This window comes from Pseudooceanicola sp. LIPI14-2-Ac024, from assembly GCF_042188925.1.
Classification (GTDB): domain Bacteria; phylum Pseudomonadota; class Alphaproteobacteria; order Rhodobacterales; family Rhodobacteraceae; genus Pseudooceanicola.
Genome location: NZ_CP170102.1, coordinates 1,998,931 through 2,018,958, shown reverse-complemented (window position 1 = coordinate 2,018,958; position 20,028 = coordinate 1,998,931). Strand labels below are relative to the sequence as shown.

The following is a 20,028-nucleotide window of genomic DNA, read 5'->3' as shown; positions in this document are numbered from 1 at the left end:
GACCCAACCCGGTCACTTCTGAACCCTCGAAACGAACGACGACCCGGAGGCACGCGCCCATGTCCATTCCCCAGTCCGGCGGCGGGCCGATCGAACGGCACGAACAGCTCGCCGAATACCTGGCCGCCGGGTGCAAGCCCAAGGACGACTGGCGGATCGGGACCGAGCACGAGAAGTTCGGCTACTGCAAGGACAGCCTCAAGCCGATCCCCTACGAGGGCGAACGCTCGGTGCTGATGGTGCTCGAGGGGCTGCGCGACCGCCACGGCTGGGCGCCGGTCGAGGAGTCGGGCAAGCTGATCGGCCTGACCAAGGACGGCGCGAACGTGAGCCTCGAACCCGGCGGGCAGCTGGAGCTGTCGGGCGCGCCGCTGCGCACCATCCACGAGACCTGCGACGAGGTGAACCAGCACCTGCGCGAGGTGAAGGACATCGCCGACGCGGTCGGCGTGGGCTTCATCGGGCTAGGCGCCGCGCCCGAGTGGACGCATGACGACATGCCGCTGATGCCCAAGGGCCGTTACAAGCTGATGGACGGCTACATGCGCAAGGTCGGCACCATGGGCACGACCATGATGCGGCGAACCTGCACGGTGCAGGTGAACCTCGATTTCGCGACCGAGGCCGACATGGTGCAGAAGATGCGCGTGGCGCTGGCGCTGCAGCCGGTGGCGACGGCGCTCTTTGCCAATTCGCCGTTCTTCGAGGGCAAGCCCAACGGGATGAAATCCTGGCGCGCGCGGGTCTGGCGCGACCTGGACGCGGACCGCACCGGGATGCTGCCCTTCGTCTTCGAGGAGGGATTCGGTTTCGAGGCCTATGTCGAATACGCGCTCGATGTGCCGATGTACTTCGTCTACCGCGACGGGAAGTACATCAACGCGCTTGGCCAGTCGTTCCGCGATTTCCTGAAGGGTGAGCTTCCGGCGCTGCCGGGCGAGGTGCCGACGCTCAGCGACTGGGCCGATCACCTGACGACGATCTTCCCCGAGGCGCGGATGAAGAAGTTCATCGAGATGCGCGGCGCGGATGGCGGCCCGTGGCGGCGGCTTTGCGCGCTGCCGGCGTTCTGGGTCGGGCTGATGTACGACCAGTCCTCGCTCGACGCGGCCTGGGACCTGGTCAAGGGCTGGGACGCGCCGACCCGCGACGCACTGCGGGTCGCGGCGGCCGACGACGGGCTGCAGGCCAGGGTGAACGGCATCGACATGCACGCGCTGGCGCGCGAGGTGGTCGATATCGCCGAGGCGGGCCTCAAGGCGCGGGCGCTGCCCGGCGCGGGCGGGCTGATCCCGGACGAGACGCATTTCCTGAACGCGCTGAAGGAAAGCGTCGAGAGCGGGCAGGTGCCGGCGGACGAGCTGCTCGAGAAATACGAGGGCGCGTGGGGCGGGGACCTGAGCCGGATCTACGCCGAGTATTCGTATTGAGATAAGCGTGGGGGTGGGGTGGACCCCCACCCTGCGGGCCGGGCGCGGGATGGTGTCCGCCTCTGGCCCCGTTGGCGTGGTGCGCGGTGCGCGGGGTGTCACCCCGCCTGCGGCGTGTCGTCGGACGTGCCCGCTGCCTCCAGCACCGTCCGCAGCGACGCCTCGATCTGGCCGCCGCACCAGGCGTCGCCGAACCGCGCATCGCTCCACCGCTGCAGGTCCGCCTGGTCCGGCCGGGCGCGGACCCGGTCGCAGAGCGCGGCCAGCGCGGGCGTGGTGGCGTCGAGCATCGGGCGCAGCGCCGGGAAACGGTCGGTCATCACGCCCCAGAGCGTCGCGGCGGTCAGGTCGGCGATCCCCGGCGCCCCGGTCCCCAGGAGTGTCCCGCCCTCGGCCGAGAGGCCGTGGCGGCGCCCGGTCTCCTCGAACAGCGTCATCCACCGGGCGAGGCGCGGCCGGTAGTCGGCCCAGGCCGCCGCGGTCCACATCTGCGCCCCGTTGTAGAGCGTCATCTCGTAGAGCACGTCATTGGCGTCGGCGACGATCTTGTCGCTCATCGCGGCCAGCCCCGGATCCCCGGGCATCAACCCGTGCCGGCGCCCGAGGTAGCCGAGGATCGCGGGCATCTGCGACAGGGTGGTCCCGGCGGCGTGGTCGGCCAGGACCGGCGGGCCCATGTGCGGCACCGGCTGTTCGGCGGGCAGCGCGGCGCGGAGGTCGGCGGTCGGCTGCATCCCGGCCTCGTCCCAGTCGGCGCCGCTGGCGGCCAGCACCGCGCGGACGATCTGCCCGCGGAACTGGATCGGCCAGTAGTAGAGCGTGTAGTCGGTCATGCCGGGCCCTCCATGCGCCGGGAACGGGTCCAGCGTGATCCCGGCCGGGGCGGGACGCAAGGGCGATCGGGGCAAAATACAACGCCTGGCCCGCGCAACTTCCACTGCCATGACAACGCTGGCGACAACGGCGGTCCGCCAGGATGGCCCCGCACCGGGCCGCCGGATGCGGGCCCGCCGGGCCCAGCCGACGGTCCGCGCGATTTCGAGGAACCGCCCGGACGCCGGGACATGAAAGGAATTGATGAGATGAAATTCACCACGCTGATCGTGGGCACCGCCCTCGCCCTGACCGCCGGCATGGCGCTGGCCGGGCCGCAGGTGACCAAGGACGCCAACAAGGGCGTGCTGGCCGATGGCAAGGGCATGACGCTCTACATCTTCGACAAGGACCGGGCGGGCGAAAGCACCTGCTACGGCGGCTGCGCCAAGAGCTGGCCGCCGTTCTTCGCCGCCGAGGGCGCGCGCGCGGACGGCGCCTTCAGCCTGGTCCAGCGCAAGGACGGCCGCGCCCAGTGGGCGGTGAACGGCCAGCCGCTCTACTACTGGGCGGGCGACCGCAAGCCGGGCGACACCACCGGCGACGGCGTCGGCGGCACCTGGCACGTCATCAGGTGATCGGGGTTGCCGGGAGGGGCCCCCTTCTCCCGGCCGGCGGGGCGCCCTGGCATGGGGACAACGGCCGGGCGCCCCGCACCAGCCGCGCGGCTCAGCCCGCGACGCCGACGACGAGGGCGGCGTGATAGCCTTCGGGCATTTCCCTGACCGCGGCAAAGGCCCCGTCCCCCGCCCGGCGGGCGATCCGGTCGGCCCCGTTGGTCGTGTCCGGCCGCGGGCGTTCGTCGTAGGGCGTGACCGAGCGGTAGAGGTAGGCCGACAGGGCCTGCGGAAAGAACACCTGGCTGGTCAGCACCCGGGTGTCGCCGAGATGGACCATGTAATGGGCATGGGTCGCCCGGCCGGGATACCAGCCCGGATAGATCGTCTGGAACCGCGCCACGCCGGTGTCGTCGGTGTGCTGGATGCCGCGCAGGAAGGTGCCGTCGTCGCCCGACACGCCCGAGTAGTCACCCGCCGCGTCGCAGTGCCAGAGATCGACCCGCGCGCCTTCGACCGGCGTGCAGTCGGGCCGGACCACCTGCAGCGCCAGCGTCATCGCCGCGCCATCGCGATCCTCGCGGATGTCCTGCCGGACCAGGCCGCGGTCGAGGTAATAGGGCCCCTCGGTCGTCTCGGGGCTGAGGATGCAGACGTTCGGCGTGATGAGGCCCGCGCCCGCCGCCTCGGCCCGCGTGGCCGAGGGGAAGGCGCCGATGCCGGTGGTGACGAGGGGCGTCGCGGCCAGCGTGGCCAGCAGCAGGCGGCGGGAGATCGGGGTGCTCGACATGGGTTCTGCCTTCTTGTTGTTCTGCGTGCCAAGCTAGTACGCCGCCGCCCCGCCGCCCCGTCGCAAGGTCGTGAGCGGGTGTGGGGAGCGGCGGGTTCCGGCCGGTTCCGGTCACGTTTCCCGCCGGGTGCGGCGCGGAATGTTTCAGCGGGGCGTGGCGCGGTGCCGGCGGGGGGCGGAGAGCGGTCGCGTGGGGGTGAAGGGTTTGGAAAGGGCCGGGGACAGGTGCGTGCAAGCACGCACCCTACGGGGCAACAATACGGCAGGGGGCGGGCACCGTTCGGTACGAACCGGGTGCGTCGGTGCGGAACGAGGATGACGCGGGCCGGGAGGTCCGCGTAGGGTGCGTGTTCACACGCACCGTGCCGGGTGGCGGGGGAGACGGTTCGGGACGGAGTGGGTGCGTTGGTGCGGAACGAGGACAAGGCGGGCCGGGAAATCCGCGTAGGGTGCGTGTTCACACGCACCGCGCCGGGTGGAATGGGCCGCGGATAGGTGCGTGCAAGCACGCACCCTACGGGGCCAACTTTATGGCACCGGGTGCGTGGGGGCCGCGCTCGTGCGAAACGCCTACTTCTGGCCGATCTTCGGCTCTGTCCCGGCGCGCAGGCGGCGGATGTTCTCGGCGTGGCGGATGAAGATGAGGATCGTCAGCAGCACGCAGAGCACAAAGCTCTGCCCGTCGGTCAGCACCACCGCCCAGATCGACGACGAGGCCGCCGCCGTCAGCGCGGCAAGCGACGAGATCCGCTGCCAGAAGGCCATCAGGAGCCAGGTGCCGCAGCAGGCCAGCCCCACGGGCCAGACCAGCGCCAGCAGCACGCCGAGGAATGTCGCGACGCCCTTGCCGCCCTTGAACGACAGCCAGACCGGGAAGCAGTGGCCGACAAAGGCCATCAGGCCGGCGACCTGGGCCGCGTCCTCGCCCGCGAAGGCGCGCGCCAGCAGCACCGCCACCGCGCCCTTGATCCCGTCGAGCAGCAGCGTCGCCGCCGCCGCCTTCTTGTTGCCGGTGCGCAGCACGTTGGTGGCGCCGATGTTGCCCGATCCGACCTTGCGCAGGTCGCCCAGCCCCAGCATCCGGGTCAGCAGGATGCCGAAGGGGATCGAGCCCAGCAGGTAGCCGATCACCGCCCAGAGCAGGAGCGTCGGGAGCGAGGTGACGAGGTCAGGCATGGGCGGGGGTCCTGTCGTAGACGCGGGTGCCGCCGACCCAGGTGCCGATCACGCGGCCCTGCATCCGCGCCCCGTCGAAGGGGGTGTTCTTGCTTTTCGATTTCAGCGCGAAGCGGTCGAGGACGAAGGGCGCGTGCGGGTCGAAGAGCACGAGGTCGGCGGGCGCGCCGTCGTCGATGCGGCCCTGCGGCAGGCCCAGCCGGTTCGCCGGGTTCAGCGTCATCGCGCGGATCAGCGTCGGCAGGTCCATGTCGCCGGAATGGTAGAGCCTGAGCGCGGCGGGCAGCAGCGTTTCCAGTGCCACGGCGCCCGAGGCAGCCTCTTCGAACGGCAGGCGCTTGCTCTCTTCGTCCTGCGGGGTGTGCATCGAGCAGATGATGTCGATCAGGCCCGAGGCCACGGCTTCGATCACCGCGCGGCGGTCGTCCTCGGAGCGCAGCGGGGGCTTGACCTTGAAGAAGGTGCGGTAGTCGGCGACGTCGAGCTCGTTCAGCGTGAGGTGGTGGATCGAAACCCCGGCCGTGACGTCGAGCCCGTTGCGCTTGGCGCGTTCCAGCGGCGGCAGGGCGCGGGCGGTGGTGATCTGGTCGGCGTGGTAGCGCGCGCCGGTCATCTCGACCAGCGCCATGTCGCGGTCGAAGCCCATGCGCTCGGCCATCGGGGTGACGGCGGGCAGGCCGCGGAGCGAGGCGAACTTGCCGGAGGTCGCGGCGGCGCCCTGCGAGAGGCCCGGATCCTGCACATGCGCGATCACCAGCGCGCCGAGCGAGCGGGCATAGGTGAGGGCGCGGGAAAAGACCTTGGTGTCGGTGACGACGTGGTCGCAGTCGGTGAAGGCCACCGCGCCGCCGTCGAGGAGGAACCCGATCTCGGTCATCTCGCGCCCGGCGCGACCCTTGGTCAGCGCTGCCATCGGCAGAACGCGGACCGGGGAGGCCTCGCGCGCGCGGCGCGAGACGAATTCGAGGATCTCGGGCGTGTCGATGGTGGGCGTGGTGTCGGGGCGGGTGACCATGGTCGTCACACCCCCGGCGGCGGCGGCGGCCCCGGCGGTGCCAAAGCTTTCCTTGTGCCGTTCGCCCGGCTCGCAGACCTTCACGCCGATGTCGACGAGGCCCGGGGCGAGGCAGGCGCCGGCGCAGTCGATCACCTGCTCGACGCCGCCGCGTTCGCCTTCGGCGGCGGCCCCGCGGGCGGCGATCCTTCCGTCGATCACCAGCAGCGCGCCGGGTTCATCCGTGCGCGTTTCGGGGTTGATCAGGCGGGCGTTCAGGAAAAGCGTGCTCAAGCGAACCCTCCGGTGAGCAGGACGAGGATGCCGACGACGATCAGGAAGGCGGCCAGGGCGGCCGCCCACTTCACCCAGCGGCTGGTCGGCGGCGGCGTGCGGGCGATCGGCGCGCCTTCCCCGGTGGCGGACGGCGTGCGCAGCTTTTCCATCGTGGTGGCGCCGTGCATCAGCGGGTAGCTGCCCACGTGCACCAGTGGCGGCGTGGGCGAGAGCACCTGTTCGGTGCCGCCGAAGCTGGCCGGGCGCAGGATCACCACCTCGCCGCGCAGCGCGTCGAGGCGGGCGGTGTCGCGCTCCACTGCCGCCGGGTCGGCGCCCATCCCCTCGGTCAGGTAATGCGACAGGCCGAGGCCCGCGAGGTCGGAGAGCGGGAAATGCGCGACCTCGTCGGCCACCAGCCGCTCGGCCCCGAGCGCGACCTTCAGCGGCCAGCCGCTGCCGTTCTCGGGCGGGCGGGCGACGAAGGCCTCGGCCGCCTCGTCGGCAAGGCCGAGGCTGAAGACATGCACGGCATTGCCGCCGGTGCGGGGAATCTCGATCTGGTCACTCATGGCCGGTCCTCCTTCATGCGCGGGCCCGGGGGCACAACGCGCGAGGGGCGGTGGCGTTCACCGGTCATGCCGCCCGCTCCCTCCGGGCGCGGAGGTTGCGCGCCAGCAGGTCCATTGCGGCCATGCGGACGGCGACGCCCATTTCCACCTGTTCCTGGATGACGGAGCGGTTGATGTCATCGGCGATGGTGCCGTCGATCTCGACCCCACGGTTCATCGGGCCGGGGTGCATGACGATGGCGTCGGGCTTGGCGAAGGCGAGTTTCTCGGCGTCGAGGCCGTAGCGGTGGTAGTACTCGCGTTCCGAGGGGATGAAGCCGCCGTCCATCCGTTCCTTCTGAAGCCGCAGCATCATCACCACGTCGACGTCGCGCAGGCCCTCGGCCATGTCCTCGAAGACCTCGCAGCCGAACTCTCCGATGCCCGAGGGCATCAGGGTCGGGGGACCGATCAGGCGGATGCGGTTTTCCATCTTGCCGAGCAGGATGAGGTTCGACCGGGCCACGCGGCTGTGCGCGATGTCGCCGCAGATCGCGATCGAGAGGCGGTGCAGGCGACCCTTGGCGCGGCGGATCGTCAGCGCGTCGAGCAGCGCCTGCGTAGGGTGTTCGTGCCGTCCGTCGCCGGCGTTCAGCACGGCGCAGTTGACCTTCTGCGCCAGCAGGTCCACCGCGCCGGAATGCGGGTGGCGCACGACGAGGAGGTCGGGGCGCATGGCGTTCAGCGTCAGGGCGGTGTCGATCAGCGTCTCGCCCTTCTTGATCGACGAGGCCTGCATCGACATGTTCATCACGTCCGCCCCGAGCCGCCGCCCGGCGAGCTCGAAGCTCGACTGCGTGCGGGTGGAGTTCTCGAAGAACATGTTGACCTGGGTGAGGCCCTGCAGCGCATCGGCGTGCTTGTTGGGCGAGCGGTTCAGCGCGACGTACTGGTCGGACAGGTCCAGGAGGGTGGTGATCTCGTCCGGATTGAGTTTCTCGATGCCGAGAAGATGGTCCTGCGTGAAGGCCATGGAAGCTCCCCCTGTCGCCGGGGTCGCTTATAGGTAGCGCAGCGCGCGGGGACAAGCGTTCAGGGGGCGCTGCCCCCGCCGCGGCTGCGCCGCGACTCCCCCGGAGTTTTTCGGGCAAGATGAAGCGGGATCAGCGCAGGATGGCCATGAACCTGGGCCAGGCGGCGGGGTCGTTCACGGTCTTGTCGCGGCAGGTCGGGTTGCAGAAGCCGAAAGTGCGGCCCTGCATCTGCAGGAAGTCGGTGACCGGCTTGCCGGAATAGGGGCAGGCGGCGTTTTCCGAGGGGCCGGCGGGCACCGCATGGGCCGCGATCGGGGCCGGGCCGGGCCAGGGCGCGAGGGGCAGGTCCATGGCGTAGGGCACCGGGTCGTAGCTGACCGTGAGGCCCAGGGCGCGCCACTGGCGGAAGGCGGTGTCGGCGAGCGTGCGGTCGACATAGGCGCGGGCGCGGTCGCCCACGGGCAGGCCGTAGCCGGCGATCCGGGCGGCGACGGGGGCGTAGAAGACATCGGCCAGCGAGTAGGCCCCGAAGAGCCAGTCGCCGCCGTGGCGGTCCATGGCGAGGGACCAGAGCGCCTCGATCCGGGCGAGGTCGGCCAGGACGGCTTCGGAGGGGGTGAAGCCCTCGTACCGGCCGAGGAGCTGCATCGGGCAGGCGCCGCGCAGGGCGGTGAAGCCGGAATGCATCTCGGCCACCATCCAGCGGGCCAGGGCGCGGGCCTCGGGCGCGGCGGGCCAGAGGCCGGCGGCGGGGTGGCGTTCGGCCAGCGTCTCGGCCATCGCCAGCGTGTCGCCGACGGTGATCCCGTCCCCGGTCCGCATGACCGGGACGAGGCGGGCGGGGGCGAGCGGGGCGAGGTCCTCGGCGAAGGTGCCCGAGTAGAGGCCGATCATGTGGGTCCGGCAGGGGATGCCGAACTTCTCGAACATGAGCCAGCCGCGCAGCGACCAGCTGGAAAAGCTGCGGTCGGCGATGAAGAGGTCGTAGGTCATGGCGCATCTCCTGCTTTGGGACAGGCTATGCTGCGGTGCGGCCATTCCGGAAACGAATAATCTTGCGACGCCCCATCACGGCAGGTGATTGATCGCGCCGAGGCTCCAGGCGCGGCCGTCCCAGGCGAGTTCCGTGACCGAGAGGTTGTCGATCTTCTGCCCGATGACGTCCTTGCCCGGGCGGCCGGTGGCGGCGCCGACCTGCGCGAGGATCACGCCGATATGGGCCACCGCGATCACGTCACGGCCGGGGTGCGCGGCCATCAGCCGGGCGACGGCGGCGCTGGTGCGGGCGGTCAGGTCGTCCCAGCTTTCGCCGCCGGGCGGGCAGGTGGTGCCGGGATCGGTCCAGAAGGCGCGGGAGAGGTCGGGGTGGGTTTCCATGATCTGGGCCGAGGTCTTCAGCTCCCAGTCGCCGAAGGCCATCTCGCGCAGGTCGGGGTCGTGGGGCAGGCGGTCGCGCGCGCCGCAGATCGCGTCGGCGGTGGCGGCGGCGCGGGAGAGGTCGGAGGAGATCACCAGCGCGTCGGCGGGCAGGTGGGCCGAGAGGCGGGCGAGCAGCGCGGTGTCGGAGAGATCGGCCGGAAGGTCGGACCAGCCCACCATGCCCGTGGCGTGGGTCGGGCCGTGGCGCACCCAGTGAAAGCGCATCAGATCTGTCCTTTCAAGACGTTGGGCAGGCCGGCGACGACCTGGACAACCCGGTCGGCGCGGGCGGCGAGGCGGATGTTGAGCCGGCCCTGCGCCTCGCGGAAGCGGCGGGCGAGGGCGTTGTCGGGCACGATGCCCTGTCCGACCTCGTTGCTGACCACGACGATCCGGGCCGGGCAGGCGTCGAGGGCGGCGAGGAACGCGTCGGTTGCGGCGTCGATGTCCGACTCGCCCAGCATGAGGTTGGTCAGCCACATCGTGGCGCAGTCGATCAGAACCGCCCGATCGCTGGGCAGACCGTCCAGCGCGTCCCCGGGGCTGAGCGGATTCTCGCGCGTGTCCCAGCCCCGGCCCCGCATGGTTCTGTGAGCCTGGATCTTGGCCGACATCTCGTTGTCGAAGGCCTGGGCTGTCGCTACGTAAACCTTTGGCAAACCACTGGTTTCGACGAAATTCTCGGCCCAGGCAGACTTACCGGAAGCTGCGCCGCCAAGCACCAAAGTCAAGTCGCTCTTCATTTTTTTCACACCCAACCGTGAACCCAAACGGGTTCTCATGCGTAGTGCTTGTGTCAGAGAATGGAACAGGGACGCAATGCAAGCGTCCTCTCCGCCCGCCGGCCCGGGGGCCGCCGCCGCGGATCAACAGACCGGGGAGTTCGCATGCCACTCGACCACACATCCGAGTCTTCACTGTCGCGCCGCGCGATGAAAGCCGAGCTGCTCGATGCCGAGACCGAGCTGGCGCTGGCCTTCGCTTGGCGCGACGAGCGCAACGAGGCCGCGCTGCACCGGCTGGTCACGGCCTACATGCGGTTGGCGATCTCGATGGCGTCGAAGTACCGCCGCTACGGCGCGCCGATGAACGACCTGATCCAGGAGGCCGGGCTGGGCCTGATGAAGGCCGCCGACAAGTTCGACCCGGACCGCGGCGTGCGGTTCTCGACTTACGCCGTGTGGTGGATCAAGGCATCGATCCAGGACTACGTGATGCGCAACTGGTCGATGGTGCGCACCGGTTCGACCTCGTCGCAGAAGTCGCTGTTCTTCAACATGCGCCGGGTGCAGGCGCGGCTGGAGCGCGAGGCGCTGGGCCGCGGAGAAACGCTGGACGGCCACCAGCTGCGCCAGCTGATCGCGACCGAGGTTGGCGTGCCGCTGCGCGACGTCGAGATGATGGAGGGCCGGCTGTCGGGCACCGACTTCTCGCTCAACGCGACGCAGTCGGTGGACGAGGAGGGCCGCGAGTGGATCGAGGCGCTGGAGGACGACAGCGCGCAGGCCGAGGAACTGGTCGGAGAGGACCATGACCGCCGCGCGCTGCGCGAATGGCTGCTCGAGGCGATGGCGGTGCTGAACGAGCGCGAGCGGCTGATCGTGCGCGAGCGCAAGCTGCGCGACGATCCGCGCACGCTGGAGAGCCTGGGCGACCAGCTGGGCCTGTCGAAGGAGCGGGTGCGCCAGCTCGAGGCGGCGGCGTTCAAGAAGATGCGCCGTCGGCTGGAGGCCACCGGCGGCGAGGCCGAGGCGCTGCTGCACTGAGGCCGGGACGCGCGCGGCGCGTGCTTGCCCCGCCCGCGCCGCTCGCCTAGTGTCCCCGCGTGACAGCGGGGACGACAAGATGCTGGCGAACAAGCGGATATTGCTGATCATCGGCGGCGGGATCGCCGCCTTCAAGACGCCGGACCTGATCCGGCGCCTGCGCGAGCGTGGCGCCCATGTCACCCCGGTGATGACCCGCGCGGCCGAGCAGTTCGTGACGCCGCTGACCATCGCCGCGGTGGCAGGCGAACGGGTGCACGACCAGCTGTTCGACCTGACGACCGAGGCCGAGATGGGGCATATCCAGCTGTCGCGCTCGGCCGACCTGATCGTGGTGGCCCCGGCGACCGCCGACCTGATGGCGCGGATGGCGACGGGGCGGGCGGATGACCTGGCCTCGACCCTCCTGCTGGCGACGGACACGCCGGTGCTGATCGCGCCGGCGATGAACGTGCGGATGTGGACCCACCCGGCCACCCAGCGGAACATCGAGACATTGCGGGGCGACGGGATCGCCCTTGTCGGGCCGAACGACGGCGACATGGCCTGTGGCGAGTACGGCCCGGGCCGGATGTCGGAGCCGCTGGAGATCGTCGCGGCCATCGAGCGGCATTTCACCGCCGGGCCGCTGGCGGGCAAGCGGATCGTCGTGACCTCGGGTCCGACGCACGAGCCGATCGACCCGGTGCGCTACATCGCCAACCGCTCGTCGGGCGCGCAGGGGACCGCGATCGCGCGGGCGCTGGCGGCGCTCGGGGCGCAGGTGGTGTTCGTGACCGGCCCGGCCAGCGTGGCCCCGCCCGAAGGGGTCGAGGTCGTGAAGGTCGAGACGGCGCGCGAGATGAAGGACGCGGTCGAGGCGGCGCTGCCGGCGGATGCGGCGATCTTTGCGGCCGCCGTGGCGGACTGGCGGGTCAGGAGCGCCTCGGCGTCAAAGATCAAGAAGGACAAGGGCCAGCTGCCGGTGATGGAGTTCGACGAGAATCCCGACATCCTGGCCACCGTGAGCCAGATGAAGGAGGGCCGGCCCCGGCTGGTCGTGGGCTTTGCCGCCGAGACCGACGATGTGGTCGCGCATGCCACCGCCAAGCGGGCGCGCAAGGGCTGCGACTGGATCGTGGCCAACGACGTGCGGCCCGAGACCGGGATCATGGGCGGCCGCGAGAATGCGGTGGTGCTGATCACCGGGGCGGGGGCCGAGGACTGGCCGCGCATGGGCAAGGATGCGGTGGCCGAGCGGCTGGCGCGGAAGGTGGCCGAGGCGCTTGGCTGACGGCCGCCTGCGGCGGTCGTTTCGCGTTCGGCGAGAGTATTTTTGGGCAAGGTGAAGGATGTGGGCGTGGTCGAGATCTCGGTGATGCGGCTTGAAGGGTTCGACGCGGCGGTGGCGCTGCCGTCCTATGCGACGGCGGGGGCCGCGGGGGCCGATGTGCGGGCGAACTTCGCCGAAGGCGCGCGCGACGGGATCGTGCTGGCGCCGGGGGCGCGGGCGCTGGTGCCGACGGGGATCTCGATGGCGATCCCGGAAGGTTACGAGGTGCAGGTGCGGCCGCGCTCGGGGCTGGCGCTGAAACATGGGGTGACGCTGGTGAACACGCCCGGGACCATCGACAGCGATTATCGCGGGCCGGTGGGGGTGATCCTCGTGAACCTCGGGGACGAGCCGTTCCACGTCGCCCATGGTGAGCGGATCGCGCAGCTGGTGGTGGCGCCGGTGACGGTCGGACGCTTCGCCGAGGCCCATGCGCTGGACGACACTGCCCGGGGCGCGGGCGGCTTCGGCTCGACCGGGCGGGGCTGATGCTGACGGTCCTCCTCCTGGCGGCGGCGCTCTGGTGGGGCGGGCGCTGGATGGGGGTGGGCCGGGGCCCCCGGCTGGCGGTGCTGGGGGTGCTGGTGGCCTTTGTCGCGCTGGCGCAGCTGGTCCTGCCCGAGGGGCATCCGTTCCGCGAGATGACCGGCGGCGGGCCGCAGGCCTGGGCGATGCTCCTCGGCGTGGTGGCGGTGGTTCTGGTCTACGGCCTCGTGATTGCGCGGCTGCGCGACCGGGCGGTGGCACGCGGGGCCGAGGCGGCGGCGGAGGCGGCCGAGGCCGCCCCGGCGGGCCCGTTTTCGGATGCGGAGCTGGAACGCTATTCGCGCCACATCATGCTGCGCGAACTGGGCGGCCCGGGACAGCGGAAGCTGAAGGACGCCAAGGTGCTGGTGATCGGGGCCGGCGGGCTGGGCTCGCCCGCGCTGCTTTACCTCGGCGCGGCGGGGGTGGGCACCATCGGGGTGATCGACGACGACGTGGTCGACCAGAGCAACCTGCAGCGGCAGGTGATCCATCGCGACGCGGCGATCGGGACGGCCAAGGTGTTTTCCGCCGAGGCGACGCTGAACGCGCTGAACCCGCATGTCGCCGTGCGACCCTACAACCGGCGCCTGACCGAAGAGATCGCGGGCGATCTCTTCGCGGACTACGACGTGATCCTTGACGGGACGGACGGGTTCGACACCCGCTACCTTGCCAACCGGGTGGCGGCCGGGCTGGGCAAGCCGCTGATTTCCGGCGCCCTGTCGCAGTGGGAAGGGCAGATCAGCGTGTTCGATCCCGCCCGTGGCACGCCCTGCTACCAGTGCATTTTCCCCGAGGCGCCCGCGCCGGGGCTGGCGCCCTCTTGTGCCGAGGCGGGGGTGCTGGGGCCGCTGCCGGGGGTGGTCGGATCGATGATGGCGGTCGAGGCGGTGAAGGTGATCACCGGCGCGGGTGCGGCGCTCAGGGGCGAGTTGCTGATCTATGACGCGCTCTGGGGCGAGACGCGCAAGATTGTGTTGAAACGGCGCGATGATTGCCCCGTCTGCGGGCTGGAAAGCGGCGCGGCGCGGGCCTAGGGTTCGGGGCAAAGGAGATGCCCCATGACCAACCCGCTTCTGTCCGACTGGAATGGCCCGCACGGGCTGGCCCCCTTCGACCAGGTGTCCGACGCGGACTTTGCCCCGGCGCTTGAGATCGCGCTGGCCGAGCACAAGGCCGAGGTGGACGCGATCGCCGCCAACCCCGAGCCGCCGACCTTTGCCAACACCGTCGAGGCGCTGGAGTTCAGCGGCAAGGCGCTGGACAAGGTCCTGTCGGTGTTCTTCACCGTGGCGGGGGCGGACAGCAACCCGAAGCGTGAGGAGCTGCAGCGCGAGTTCTCGCCCAAGCTGGCCGCGCATTCCGCCGAGATTTCCGCGAACAAGCAGCTGTTTCAACGGATTGCCGACCTCTGGGCGCGCAAGGACACGCTGGGGCTGGATGCCGACCAGGCGCGGATCCTGTTCCTGAGCCACCGCGGCTTCGTCCGCTCGGGCGCGGCGCTGGACGGGGCCGAGGCGGACCGGATGAAGGCGATCAAGGGGCGGCTCGCGACGCTCGGGACCTCGTTCACGCAGAACCTGCTGGCGGATGAGCGTGACTGGTTCATGGAGCTGACCGAGGCCGACCTCGAGGGGCTGCCGGGCTTTGTCGTGGATGCCGCGCGGGCGGCGGGCGAGGAGAAGGGCGTGGACGGCCCGGCGGTGACCCTGTCGCGGTCGCTGATCACGCCGTTCCTGCAGTTCTCGCCGCGCCGGGACCTGCGCGAAAAGGCCTTTGCCGCCTGGGCGGCGCGCGGGGCCAATGGCGGGGCGACGGACAACCGCGAGATCGCCCGCGAGATCCTGGCGTTGCGGGACGAGCGGGCCAAGCTGCTCGGCTATGCCAACTTTGCCGAATACAAGCTGGAAACCGAGATGGCGCATGAGCCGGGCAAGGTGCGCGAGCTGCTGCTGGCGGTCTGGCAGCCGGCCAGGGCGCAGGCGCTGGCCGATCAGGCGGTGCTGGAAGAGATGATGCACGCCGACGGCGTGAACGGGGCGCTGGAGCCCTGGGACTGGCGCTATTACGCGGAGAAGCGGCGCAAGGCGGAGCATGACCTCGATGAGGCGGCGCTGAAGCCGTACCTGCAGCTCGACCGCATGGTCGAGGCCGCGTTCGACTGTGCCAGTCGGCTGTTCGGACTGGCGTTCACGCCCCTGGACGTGCCGCTCTACCACCCCGATTGCCGGGCCTGGGAGGTGACGCGCGACGGCGAGACCGTGGCGCTCTTCATCGGCGACTACTTTGCGCGCGGCTCGAAACGGTCGGGCGCGTGGTGTTCGGCGATGCAGCAGCAGGCCAGGCGGCCCGAGGTGCAGGTGCCGATCGTGATCAACGTCTGCAACTTTGCCAAGCCGCCGAAGGGGCAGGTGGCGCTGCTGTCCTATGACGACGCGCGAACGCTGTTCCACGAGTTCGGCCATGCGCTGCACCAGATGCTGTCGGACGTGACCTATGAGACCGTGTCGGGCACCAGCGTGGCGCGGGATTTCGTGGAACTGCCGAGCCAGCTCTACGAGCACTGGCTGGAAGTGCCCGAGGTGCTCGAGACCTTTGCCACCCATGCCGAGACCGGCGAGCCGATGCCGCGGGCGATGCTGGAGAAGGTGTTGACAGCTGCCAACTTCGACCAGGGGTTCCAGACGGTGGAATACGTCTCGTCCGCGCTGGTCGATCTTGAGTTCCACGACGGCGCGCCGCCAGCCGATCCGATGGCGCGGCAGGCGGAGATCCTCGAGGGGCTGGGGATGCCGAAGGCCATCATCATGCGCCACGGGACGCCGCATTTCGCGCATGTCTTCTCGGGCGACGGCTATTCCTCGGGCTATTACAGCTACATGTGGTCCGAGGTGATGGACGCCGACGCCTTCGAAGCCTTCGAGGAGGCGGGCAGCGCCTTCGACCCGGAGGTCGCGGGCAAGCTGGAGGAGTTCATCCTGTCGAAGGGCGGGTCGGAAGAGGCCGACGTGCTCTACAAGAAATTCCGCGGCCGGATGCCCGGGGTGGAGGCGCTGCTCAAGGGGCGGGGTCTCGACAAGGTTGCCTGATGGTTAACGGCGCGGCGCGGTTGAGCGTCGCCGCGCCGTGCCGGGCCTTGTGAACAAGGGGGTTCGGGGCGGGGCTGGCACGTCGGTATCGCGTCGGTATCACGTCGGTATTGCGTCGGTGGATCGGGCGGTGTCGGCCGGGGTTAACCGGGCGTGCGGTGTGTGGCGGGTGTTTGGTGGGGGTGGTGGGCGTGGCGGTGCGTGCGAGCACGCACCCTACGGGGACACGGCCTGGGGGCGTCTTATGACGGCACCCGTGCCACGGCGCGGAGCTCCATCAACCCGCCGGGGACCAGCAGCTCGGCCACGCCGATGGCGGTCCAGGCCGGGTAGGGGGCGGCGATGTAGCGGTCCTTGGACCGGGTGAAGGCCGCCATGTGGGCCGCCATGTCGACGTGGTAGGTCGTCAGCTCCACGACATCCGAAAGTGACGCCCCCGCGTGGGCGAGGATCGCGGCGAGCGCCTCGAAGGCGGTGTCGAACTGTGCCTCGGGGTCGCGGACGGCCTGCAGCGCGGCGATCCCGGTGTCGGAGGTGGCGGTGGCCTCGGCCCCCGCGAGGCCGGAGGCGGCGGGGCGTTCGCCGTCGGGGCTGGTTCCGATGATGCCCGAGCAGAAGATATGCCCGTCCGAGATCACCGCCGGGGCGAAGTGCCAGTTGTCGTAGGTCGATTGCAGGGCGGGCGGGATGACGCGGGTCGGCGCGGGCATGGGCGGTCCTTTCGGTGGGTCGGTCGAAGGGAACGCGATGCGGGCGGCGGGCGCAAGGGCGGGAGGGGTGGACGGGTGGGAGGTGGGGTGGGACCTCGCGCTTCAGCGGACCGGGGGGTGCGCGGCCGTCGTTGACCGGCGCCGGGACGGAGCGGTGCGTGCGAGCACGCACCCTACGGGTGGATGCGGCCGTAGGGTGCGTGGTTTCCACGCACCACGGTCGGGAGAGGAAGCGCCGGGCCATGTGGCGGGGCGGTGCGTGCGGGCACACGGACGCGGGCGCAGGGGGTCGTGCCGGTAGGGTGCGTGGTTTCCACGCACCGCGGTGGGGACAGGAGACGTCGGGCGATGTGGCAGGGCGGTGCGTTCGGGCACGTAGCCCGCGGGCGCAGGGGGGCGTTGCGGTAGGGTGCGTGGTTGCCACGCACCCCGGGCGGGACAGGAGACGTCGGGCGATGTGGCAGGGCGGTGCGTTCGGGCACGTAGCCCGCGGGCGCAGGGGGGCGTTGCGGTAGGGTGCGTGGTTGCCACGCACCGCGGTCGGGACCGGAAGCGCGGGGCGATGTGGCAGGGCGGTGCGTTTGGGCACGCAGCCGCGGGCGCAGGGGGTCTTGCCGGTAGGGTGCGTGGTTGCCACGCACCCCGGTCGGGACAGGAGGCGTCGGGCGGTGTGGCGGGACGGTGCGTGCGAGCACGCACCCTACGGGTGGATGGGGCCGTAGGGTGCGTGGTTGCCACGCACCCCGGTCAGGACAGGAGGCGCCGGGCGATGACCTGGGCCTGGATCTCGGCGGCGCCTTCGAAGATGTTCAGGATCCGGGCGTCGCAGAGGATGCGGCTGATGGTGTATTCCAGCGCGAAGCCGTTGCCGCCGTGGATCTGGAGCGCGTTGTCGGCGCAGGCCCAGGCGACGCGGGCGCCGAGGAGCTTGGCCATCCCGGCCTCGAGGTCGCAGCGGCGGTCGTGGTCCTTCTCGTAGGCCGAGAAATAGGTGAGCTGGCGCGCGATCATGATCTCGACCGCCATCATGGCGAGTTTGCCGGCGACGCGCGGGAAGTTGACGATCGCCTGGCCGAAGGCCTTTCGGTCGAGCGCGTATTGCATGCCGACGTCGAGCGCGGACTGTGCCACGCCGATGGCGCGGGCGGCGGTCTGGATGCGGGCCGATTCAAAGGTCTGCATCAGCTGCTTGAAGCCCTGACCCTCTTCGCCGCCCAAGAGGTTCTCGCCCTTGACGTGGAAGTTGTCGAAGCCGAGCTCGTATTCCTTCATGCCGCGGTAGCCCAGCACCTCGATCTCGCCGCCGGTCATGCCTTCGGTCGGGAAGGGTTCCTCGTCGGTGCCGGGGGTCTTCTCGGCCAGGAACATCGACAGGCCCTTGTGGTCGGTCGAGGCCGGGTCGGTCCGCGCCAGCACGGTCATCACGTGGGTCCGGGCGGCGTGGGTGATCCAGGTCTTGTTGCCGGTGATGCGGTAGTCGCCATCGTCGCCCTTGACCGCGCGGGTGCGGAGCGAGGCGAGGTCGGAGCCGGTGTTGGGCTCGGTGAAGACCGCGGTGGGCAGGATTTCACCGGAGGCGATCTTGGGCAGCCAGTGGCTTTTCTGTTCGTCGGTGCCGCCGCAGAGGATCAGCTCGGCCGCGATCTCGGACCGGGTGGCGAGGGAGCCGACGCCGATGTAGGCGCGCGACAGTTCCTCGGACACCACGACCATGGAGGCCTTGGACAGGCCGAAGCCGCCGAGGTTTTCCGGGATGGTCAGGCCGAAGACGCCCATCTCGGACAGCTCCTCGATGATCTCCATCGGGATCAGCTGGTCCTTGAGGTGCCATTCGTGGGCATTGGGTTCGACCTTGTCGACCGCGTAGCGGCGGAACTGGTCGCGGATCATCTCGAGCTCTTCGTCGAGGCCGGAGGCGCCGAACATGGTGGCGCCCTGCTGGTCGACCATCAGCGCGGTCAGGCGGGCGCGGGCGGCCTGGGTGTTGCCGCCGTGGATCAGGGTGGTGACGGCGGTTTCCGAGAGCGGGCCCATGTCGGCGGGGGCAAGGCCGAGGTCGGTCAGGCGCACGATCTCGTTCTGGGACATCTGGATGCCGCCGGCCATCTGGGCGAGGTATTCGCCGTAGGCGATCTGGTGCAGGAGCTGTTCGAGTTCGCCGAACTTGCCCTCGGCCTGCATCCGTTCGGCCCATTTCTGCATCTGGCGCAGGGATTCGACGTAGGTCGCCAGCCAGGCCAGGCCGTGGGTTGCGGTCTGGTTCGCCTCGACCGCCTTGGCGGAGACGCGGGAGCCGTCGCCCAGCGTTTCCTTCTGCAGGGAAATGACCCGGTCGAGGATGGTTTCGGCCGGCGCCAGCGCCGCCTTGGTCAGCGCCAGAAGATCGGGGAGGATCACCGCCCCGTTTGCCGTCACGTCCTGTCCGTCATGCGCCATGAATCATACCCTTTCTCTGTTCGACCCCGGATAGTCCTTTCGCAGGTGCAGCGCAACAAAAAGACCCGCGACCGGGCGCCGCGGGTTCTATTCTTGCGCGGCGGATTTTCCAGTGGCGGTGGGCATTTGCGCAGGCTAGAGGCAGGGGATGGACAGCATCTTCTCGCTCATGTCGCCGGAGGTCTTTGCCCTCTGCCTCGCCGTTGCCGTGTTCGCAGGCATCATCAAGGGCATGGTGGGCTTTGCCATGCCGATGATCCTGGTGTCGGGGCTGGGCTCGATCGTGGGGCCCGAGCTAGCGCTGGCGGGGCTGATCCTGCCGACGCTGGCGACCAACGGCTGGCAGGCGCTGCGGCAGGGGCCGCGGGCCGCCTGGGAAAGCATGGTGCGGTTCCGGGTGTTCCTGATCATCGGCTTCGTGGCGCTGGTCGTCTCGGCCCAGCTGGTGCGGGTGATGCCCGAGCGGCTGATGCTGGCGCTGATCGGCGTGCCGATCACGCTCTTCGCGGTGACCCAGCTGATGGGCAAGGCGCTGGTGCTGCCCTCGGCCTCGCTCAAGGTCGAGGCGGCGATCGGCGGCTTTGCCGGGTTCATCGGCGGGTTCTCGGGGGTGTGGGGGCCGCCGACGGTGGCCTACCTCACCGCGCTCGACACCCCGAAGAAGGAGCAGATGCGGATCCAGGGCGTGATCTACGGGCTCGGGGCGGCGGCGCTTGTCGGGGCGCATATCGCCTCGGGCGTGTTCTCGCGCGAGACGGCGCCGTTTTCGGCGGCGCTGCTGATCCCGGCGGGGATCGGCATGGCGGTCGGGTTGAAGGTCCAGGACCGGGTGGACCAGGCGACGTTCCGGAAGGTGACGCTGGTGGTGTTGCTGGTGGCGGGGATGAACCTGGTGCGCCGGGCGGTGATGTAGGGCGGGCCCGAGGGGGGCGCGTGGGCGTGGTGCCGGTGGTGCGTGGGCTTGGTGCGTGCGAGCACGCACCCTACGGGGCGGGACTCATGAGGCGCGGTGCCGGGCGGCGCGGTCGGGCCGTGATGGCGTGCGGGCACGCGGGCCAAGGTCGGCAATCGGGAACGTTTGAGGCGC

Annotated in this window: 19 protein-coding genes; 8 read left to right on the top strand and 11 right to left on the bottom strand. The window is 70.4% G+C overall.

Annotated elements, in window-relative coordinates; translation table 11 throughout:
• Positions 1 to 59 precede the first annotated feature (59 nt).
• Positions 60 to 1,430: a glutamate--cysteine ligase gene (locus ACE2AC_RS09870; protein WP_375691922.1), complete on the top strand. Its 1,371-nt coding sequence runs from the start codon at positions 60 to 62 to the stop codon at positions 1,428 to 1,430.
• 98 nt (positions 1,431 to 1,528) lie between these two features.
• Here ACE2AC_RS09870 and ACE2AC_RS09865 read toward each other — a convergent pair whose 3' ends face one another.
• Positions 1,529 to 2,263, bottom strand: a complete 735-nt coding sequence (locus ACE2AC_RS09865; RefSeq protein ID WP_375691921.1) for a glutathione S-transferase family protein — start codon at positions 2,261 to 2,263, stop codon at positions 1,529 to 1,531.
• A 231-nt stretch (positions 2,264 to 2,494) separates the two neighbouring features.
• Here ACE2AC_RS09865 and ACE2AC_RS09860 point away from each other — a divergent pair, with 231 nt between their 5' ends.
• Positions 2,495 to 2,881, top strand: a complete 387-nt coding sequence (locus tag ACE2AC_RS09860; RefSeq protein ID WP_375691920.1) for a hypothetical protein — start codon at positions 2,495 to 2,497, stop codon at positions 2,879 to 2,881.
• 91 nt (positions 2,882 to 2,972) lie between these two features.
• Here ACE2AC_RS09860 and ACE2AC_RS09855 read toward each other — a convergent pair whose 3' ends face one another.
• The 8 genes from ACE2AC_RS09855 to cobU form a co-directional block, all read right to left on the bottom strand.
• Positions 2,973 to 3,650: an intradiol ring-cleavage dioxygenase gene (locus ACE2AC_RS09855; RefSeq protein WP_375691919.1), complete on the bottom strand. Its 678-nt coding sequence runs from the start codon at positions 3,648 to 3,650 to the stop codon at positions 2,973 to 2,975.
• Positions 3,651 to 4,220: 570 nt separating this feature from the next.
• Positions 4,221 to 4,826 (bottom strand): glycerol-3-phosphate 1-O-acyltransferase PlsY, encoded by a 606-nt coding sequence (plsY, locus tag ACE2AC_RS09850; RefSeq protein WP_375691918.1) that lies wholly within the window; start codon positions 4,824 to 4,826, stop codon positions 4,221 to 4,223.
• Complete coding sequence (gene pyrC, locus ACE2AC_RS09845) at positions 4,819 to 6,114, bottom strand: dihydroorotase (RefSeq protein ID WP_375691917.1); 1,296 nt, start codon at positions 6,112 to 6,114, stop codon at positions 4,819 to 4,821. Before pyrC ends, plsY begins: the two co-directional genes overlap by 8 nt.
• Positions 6,111 to 6,668: a hypothetical protein gene (locus ACE2AC_RS09840; RefSeq protein ID WP_375691916.1), complete on the bottom strand. Its 558-nt coding sequence runs from the start codon at positions 6,666 to 6,668 to the stop codon at positions 6,111 to 6,113. The genes pyrC and ACE2AC_RS09840 overlap by 4 nt, the downstream gene beginning before the upstream one ends.
• A 64-nt stretch (positions 6,669 to 6,732) precedes the next feature.
• Positions 6,733 to 7,680: an aspartate carbamoyltransferase catalytic subunit gene (locus ACE2AC_RS09835; RefSeq protein WP_375691915.1), complete on the bottom strand. Its 948-nt coding sequence runs from the start codon at positions 7,678 to 7,680 to the stop codon at positions 6,733 to 6,735.
• A 130-nt stretch (positions 7,681 to 7,810) separates the two neighbouring features.
• Positions 7,811 to 8,674 (bottom strand): glutathione S-transferase, encoded by an 864-nt coding sequence (locus ACE2AC_RS09830; protein WP_375691914.1) that lies wholly within the window; start codon positions 8,672 to 8,674, stop codon positions 7,811 to 7,813.
• A 75-nt stretch (positions 8,675 to 8,749) separates the two neighbouring features.
• Positions 8,750 to 9,325 (bottom strand): histidine phosphatase family protein, encoded by a 576-nt coding sequence (locus tag ACE2AC_RS09825; protein ID WP_375691913.1) that lies wholly within the window; start codon positions 9,323 to 9,325, stop codon positions 8,750 to 8,752.
• Positions 9,325 to 9,882, bottom strand: a complete 558-nt coding sequence (gene cobU / locus ACE2AC_RS09820) for a bifunctional adenosylcobinamide kinase/adenosylcobinamide-phosphate guanylyltransferase (RefSeq protein ID WP_375691912.1) — start codon at positions 9,880 to 9,882, stop codon at positions 9,325 to 9,327. Before cobU ends, ACE2AC_RS09825 begins: the two co-directional genes overlap by 1 nt.
• 105 nt (positions 9,883 to 9,987) lie before the next feature.
• Between cobU and ACE2AC_RS09815 the strand changes: the two genes are divergently transcribed.
• From ACE2AC_RS09815 to ACE2AC_RS09795, 5 genes are all read left to right on the top strand, one after another.
• Positions 9,988 to 10,866 (top strand): RNA polymerase factor sigma-32, encoded by an 879-nt coding sequence (locus tag ACE2AC_RS09815; RefSeq protein WP_375691911.1) that lies wholly within the window; start codon positions 9,988 to 9,990, stop codon positions 10,864 to 10,866.
• A 79-nt stretch (positions 10,867 to 10,945) separates the two neighbouring features.
• Positions 10,946 to 12,139, top strand: coding sequence for a bifunctional phosphopantothenoylcysteine decarboxylase/phosphopantothenate--cysteine ligase CoaBC (gene coaBC / locus ACE2AC_RS09810; RefSeq protein WP_375691910.1), 1,194 nt, complete (start codon positions 10,946 to 10,948; stop codon positions 12,137 to 12,139).
• Positions 12,140 to 12,205: 66 nt separating this feature from the next.
• A complete protein-coding gene (gene dut, locus ACE2AC_RS09805) occupies positions 12,206 to 12,667 on the top strand; it encodes a dUTP diphosphatase (protein WP_375692089.1) in 462 nt (153 codons plus the stop codon).
• A complete protein-coding gene (locus ACE2AC_RS09800; RefSeq protein WP_375691909.1) occupies positions 12,667 to 13,743 on the top strand; it encodes a ThiF family adenylyltransferase in 1,077 nt (358 codons plus the stop codon). The genes dut and ACE2AC_RS09800 overlap by 1 nt, the downstream gene beginning before the upstream one ends.
• A 24-nt stretch (positions 13,744 to 13,767) precedes the next feature.
• Positions 13,768 to 15,795, top strand: a complete 2,028-nt coding sequence (locus ACE2AC_RS09795) for a M3 family metallopeptidase (protein ID WP_375691908.1) — start codon at positions 13,768 to 13,770, stop codon at positions 15,793 to 15,795.
• Between the two features lie 242 nt (positions 15,796 to 16,037).
• Here the strand turns inward: ACE2AC_RS09795 and ACE2AC_RS09790 are convergent, their stop codons facing one another.
• Together ACE2AC_RS09790 and ACE2AC_RS09785 are read right to left on the bottom strand one after the other, a co-directional pair.
• The gene (locus tag ACE2AC_RS09790; RefSeq protein ID WP_375691907.1) at positions 16,038 to 16,505 is read right to left on the bottom strand and encodes a RidA family protein; all 468 of its coding nucleotides are present in this window, start codon (positions 16,503 to 16,505) and stop codon (positions 16,038 to 16,040) included.
• Between the two features lie 747 nt (positions 16,506 to 17,252).
• On the bottom strand, positions 17,253 to 18,941 hold the full coding sequence (locus ACE2AC_RS09785) for an acyl-CoA dehydrogenase family protein (RefSeq protein WP_375691906.1): 1,689 nt from the start codon (positions 18,939 to 18,941) through the stop codon (positions 17,253 to 17,255).
• Positions 18,942 to 19,089: 148 nt separating this feature from the next.
• On the opposite strand from ACE2AC_RS09785, the gene ACE2AC_RS09780 reads away from it, so the two are divergent.
• Positions 19,090 to 19,854 (top strand): sulfite exporter TauE/SafE family protein, encoded by a 765-nt coding sequence (locus tag ACE2AC_RS09780; RefSeq protein ID WP_375691905.1) that lies wholly within the window; start codon positions 19,090 to 19,092, stop codon positions 19,852 to 19,854.
• Positions 19,855 to 20,028 lie beyond the last annotated feature (174 nt).

Coding starts and splice junctions, on each gene's coding strand:
- ACE2AC_RS09870 (WP_375691922.1), top strand. CDS start 60: ATGTCCATTCCCCAGTCCGGCGGCGGGCCGATCGAACGGCACGAACAG.
- ACE2AC_RS09865 (WP_375691921.1), bottom strand. CDS start 2,263: ATGACCGACTACACGCTCTACTACTGGCCGATCCAGTTCCGCGGGCAG.
- ACE2AC_RS09860 (WP_375691920.1), top strand. CDS start 2,495: ATGAAAGGAATTGATGAGATGAAATTCACCACGCTGATCGTGGGCACC.
- ACE2AC_RS09855 (WP_375691919.1), bottom strand. CDS start 3,650: ATGTCGAGCACCCCGATCTCCCGCCGCCTGCTGCTGGCCACGCTGGCC.
- plsY (WP_375691918.1), bottom strand. CDS start 4,826: ATGCCTGACCTCGTCACCTCGCTCCCGACGCTCCTGCTCTGGGCGGTG.
- ACE2AC_RS09840 (WP_375691916.1), bottom strand. CDS start 6,668: ATGAGTGACCAGATCGAGATTCCCCGCACCGGCGGCAATGCCGTGCAT.
- ACE2AC_RS09835 (WP_375691915.1), bottom strand. CDS start 7,680: ATGGCCTTCACGCAGGACCATCTTCTCGGCATCGAGAAACTCAATCCG.
- ACE2AC_RS09830 (WP_375691914.1), bottom strand. CDS start 8,674: ATGACCTACGACCTCTTCATCGCCGACCGCAGCTTTTCCAGCTGGTCG.
- ACE2AC_RS09825 (WP_375691913.1), bottom strand. CDS start 9,325: ATGCGCTTTCACTGGGTGCGCCACGGCCCGACCCACGCCACGGGCATG.
- cobU (WP_375691912.1), bottom strand. CDS start 9,882: ATGAGAACCCGTTTGGGTTCACGGTTGGGTGTGAAAAAAATGAAGAGC.
- ACE2AC_RS09815 (WP_375691911.1), top strand. CDS start 9,988: ATGCCACTCGACCACACATCCGAGTCTTCACTGTCGCGCCGCGCGATG.
- coaBC (WP_375691910.1), top strand. CDS start 10,946: ATGCTGGCGAACAAGCGGATATTGCTGATCATCGGCGGCGGGATCGCC.
- ACE2AC_RS09800 (WP_375691909.1), top strand. CDS start 12,667: ATGCTGACGGTCCTCCTCCTGGCGGCGGCGCTCTGGTGGGGCGGGCGC.
- ACE2AC_RS09795 (WP_375691908.1), top strand. CDS start 13,768: ATGACCAACCCGCTTCTGTCCGACTGGAATGGCCCGCACGGGCTGGCC.
- ACE2AC_RS09790 (WP_375691907.1), bottom strand. CDS start 16,505: ATGCCCGCGCCGACCCGCGTCATCCCGCCCGCCCTGCAATCGACCTAC.
- ACE2AC_RS09785 (WP_375691906.1), bottom strand. CDS start 18,941: ATGGCGCATGACGGACAGGACGTGACGGCAAACGGGGCGGTGATCCTC.
- ACE2AC_RS09780 (WP_375691905.1), top strand. CDS start 19,090: ATGGACAGCATCTTCTCGCTCATGTCGCCGGAGGTCTTTGCCCTCTGC.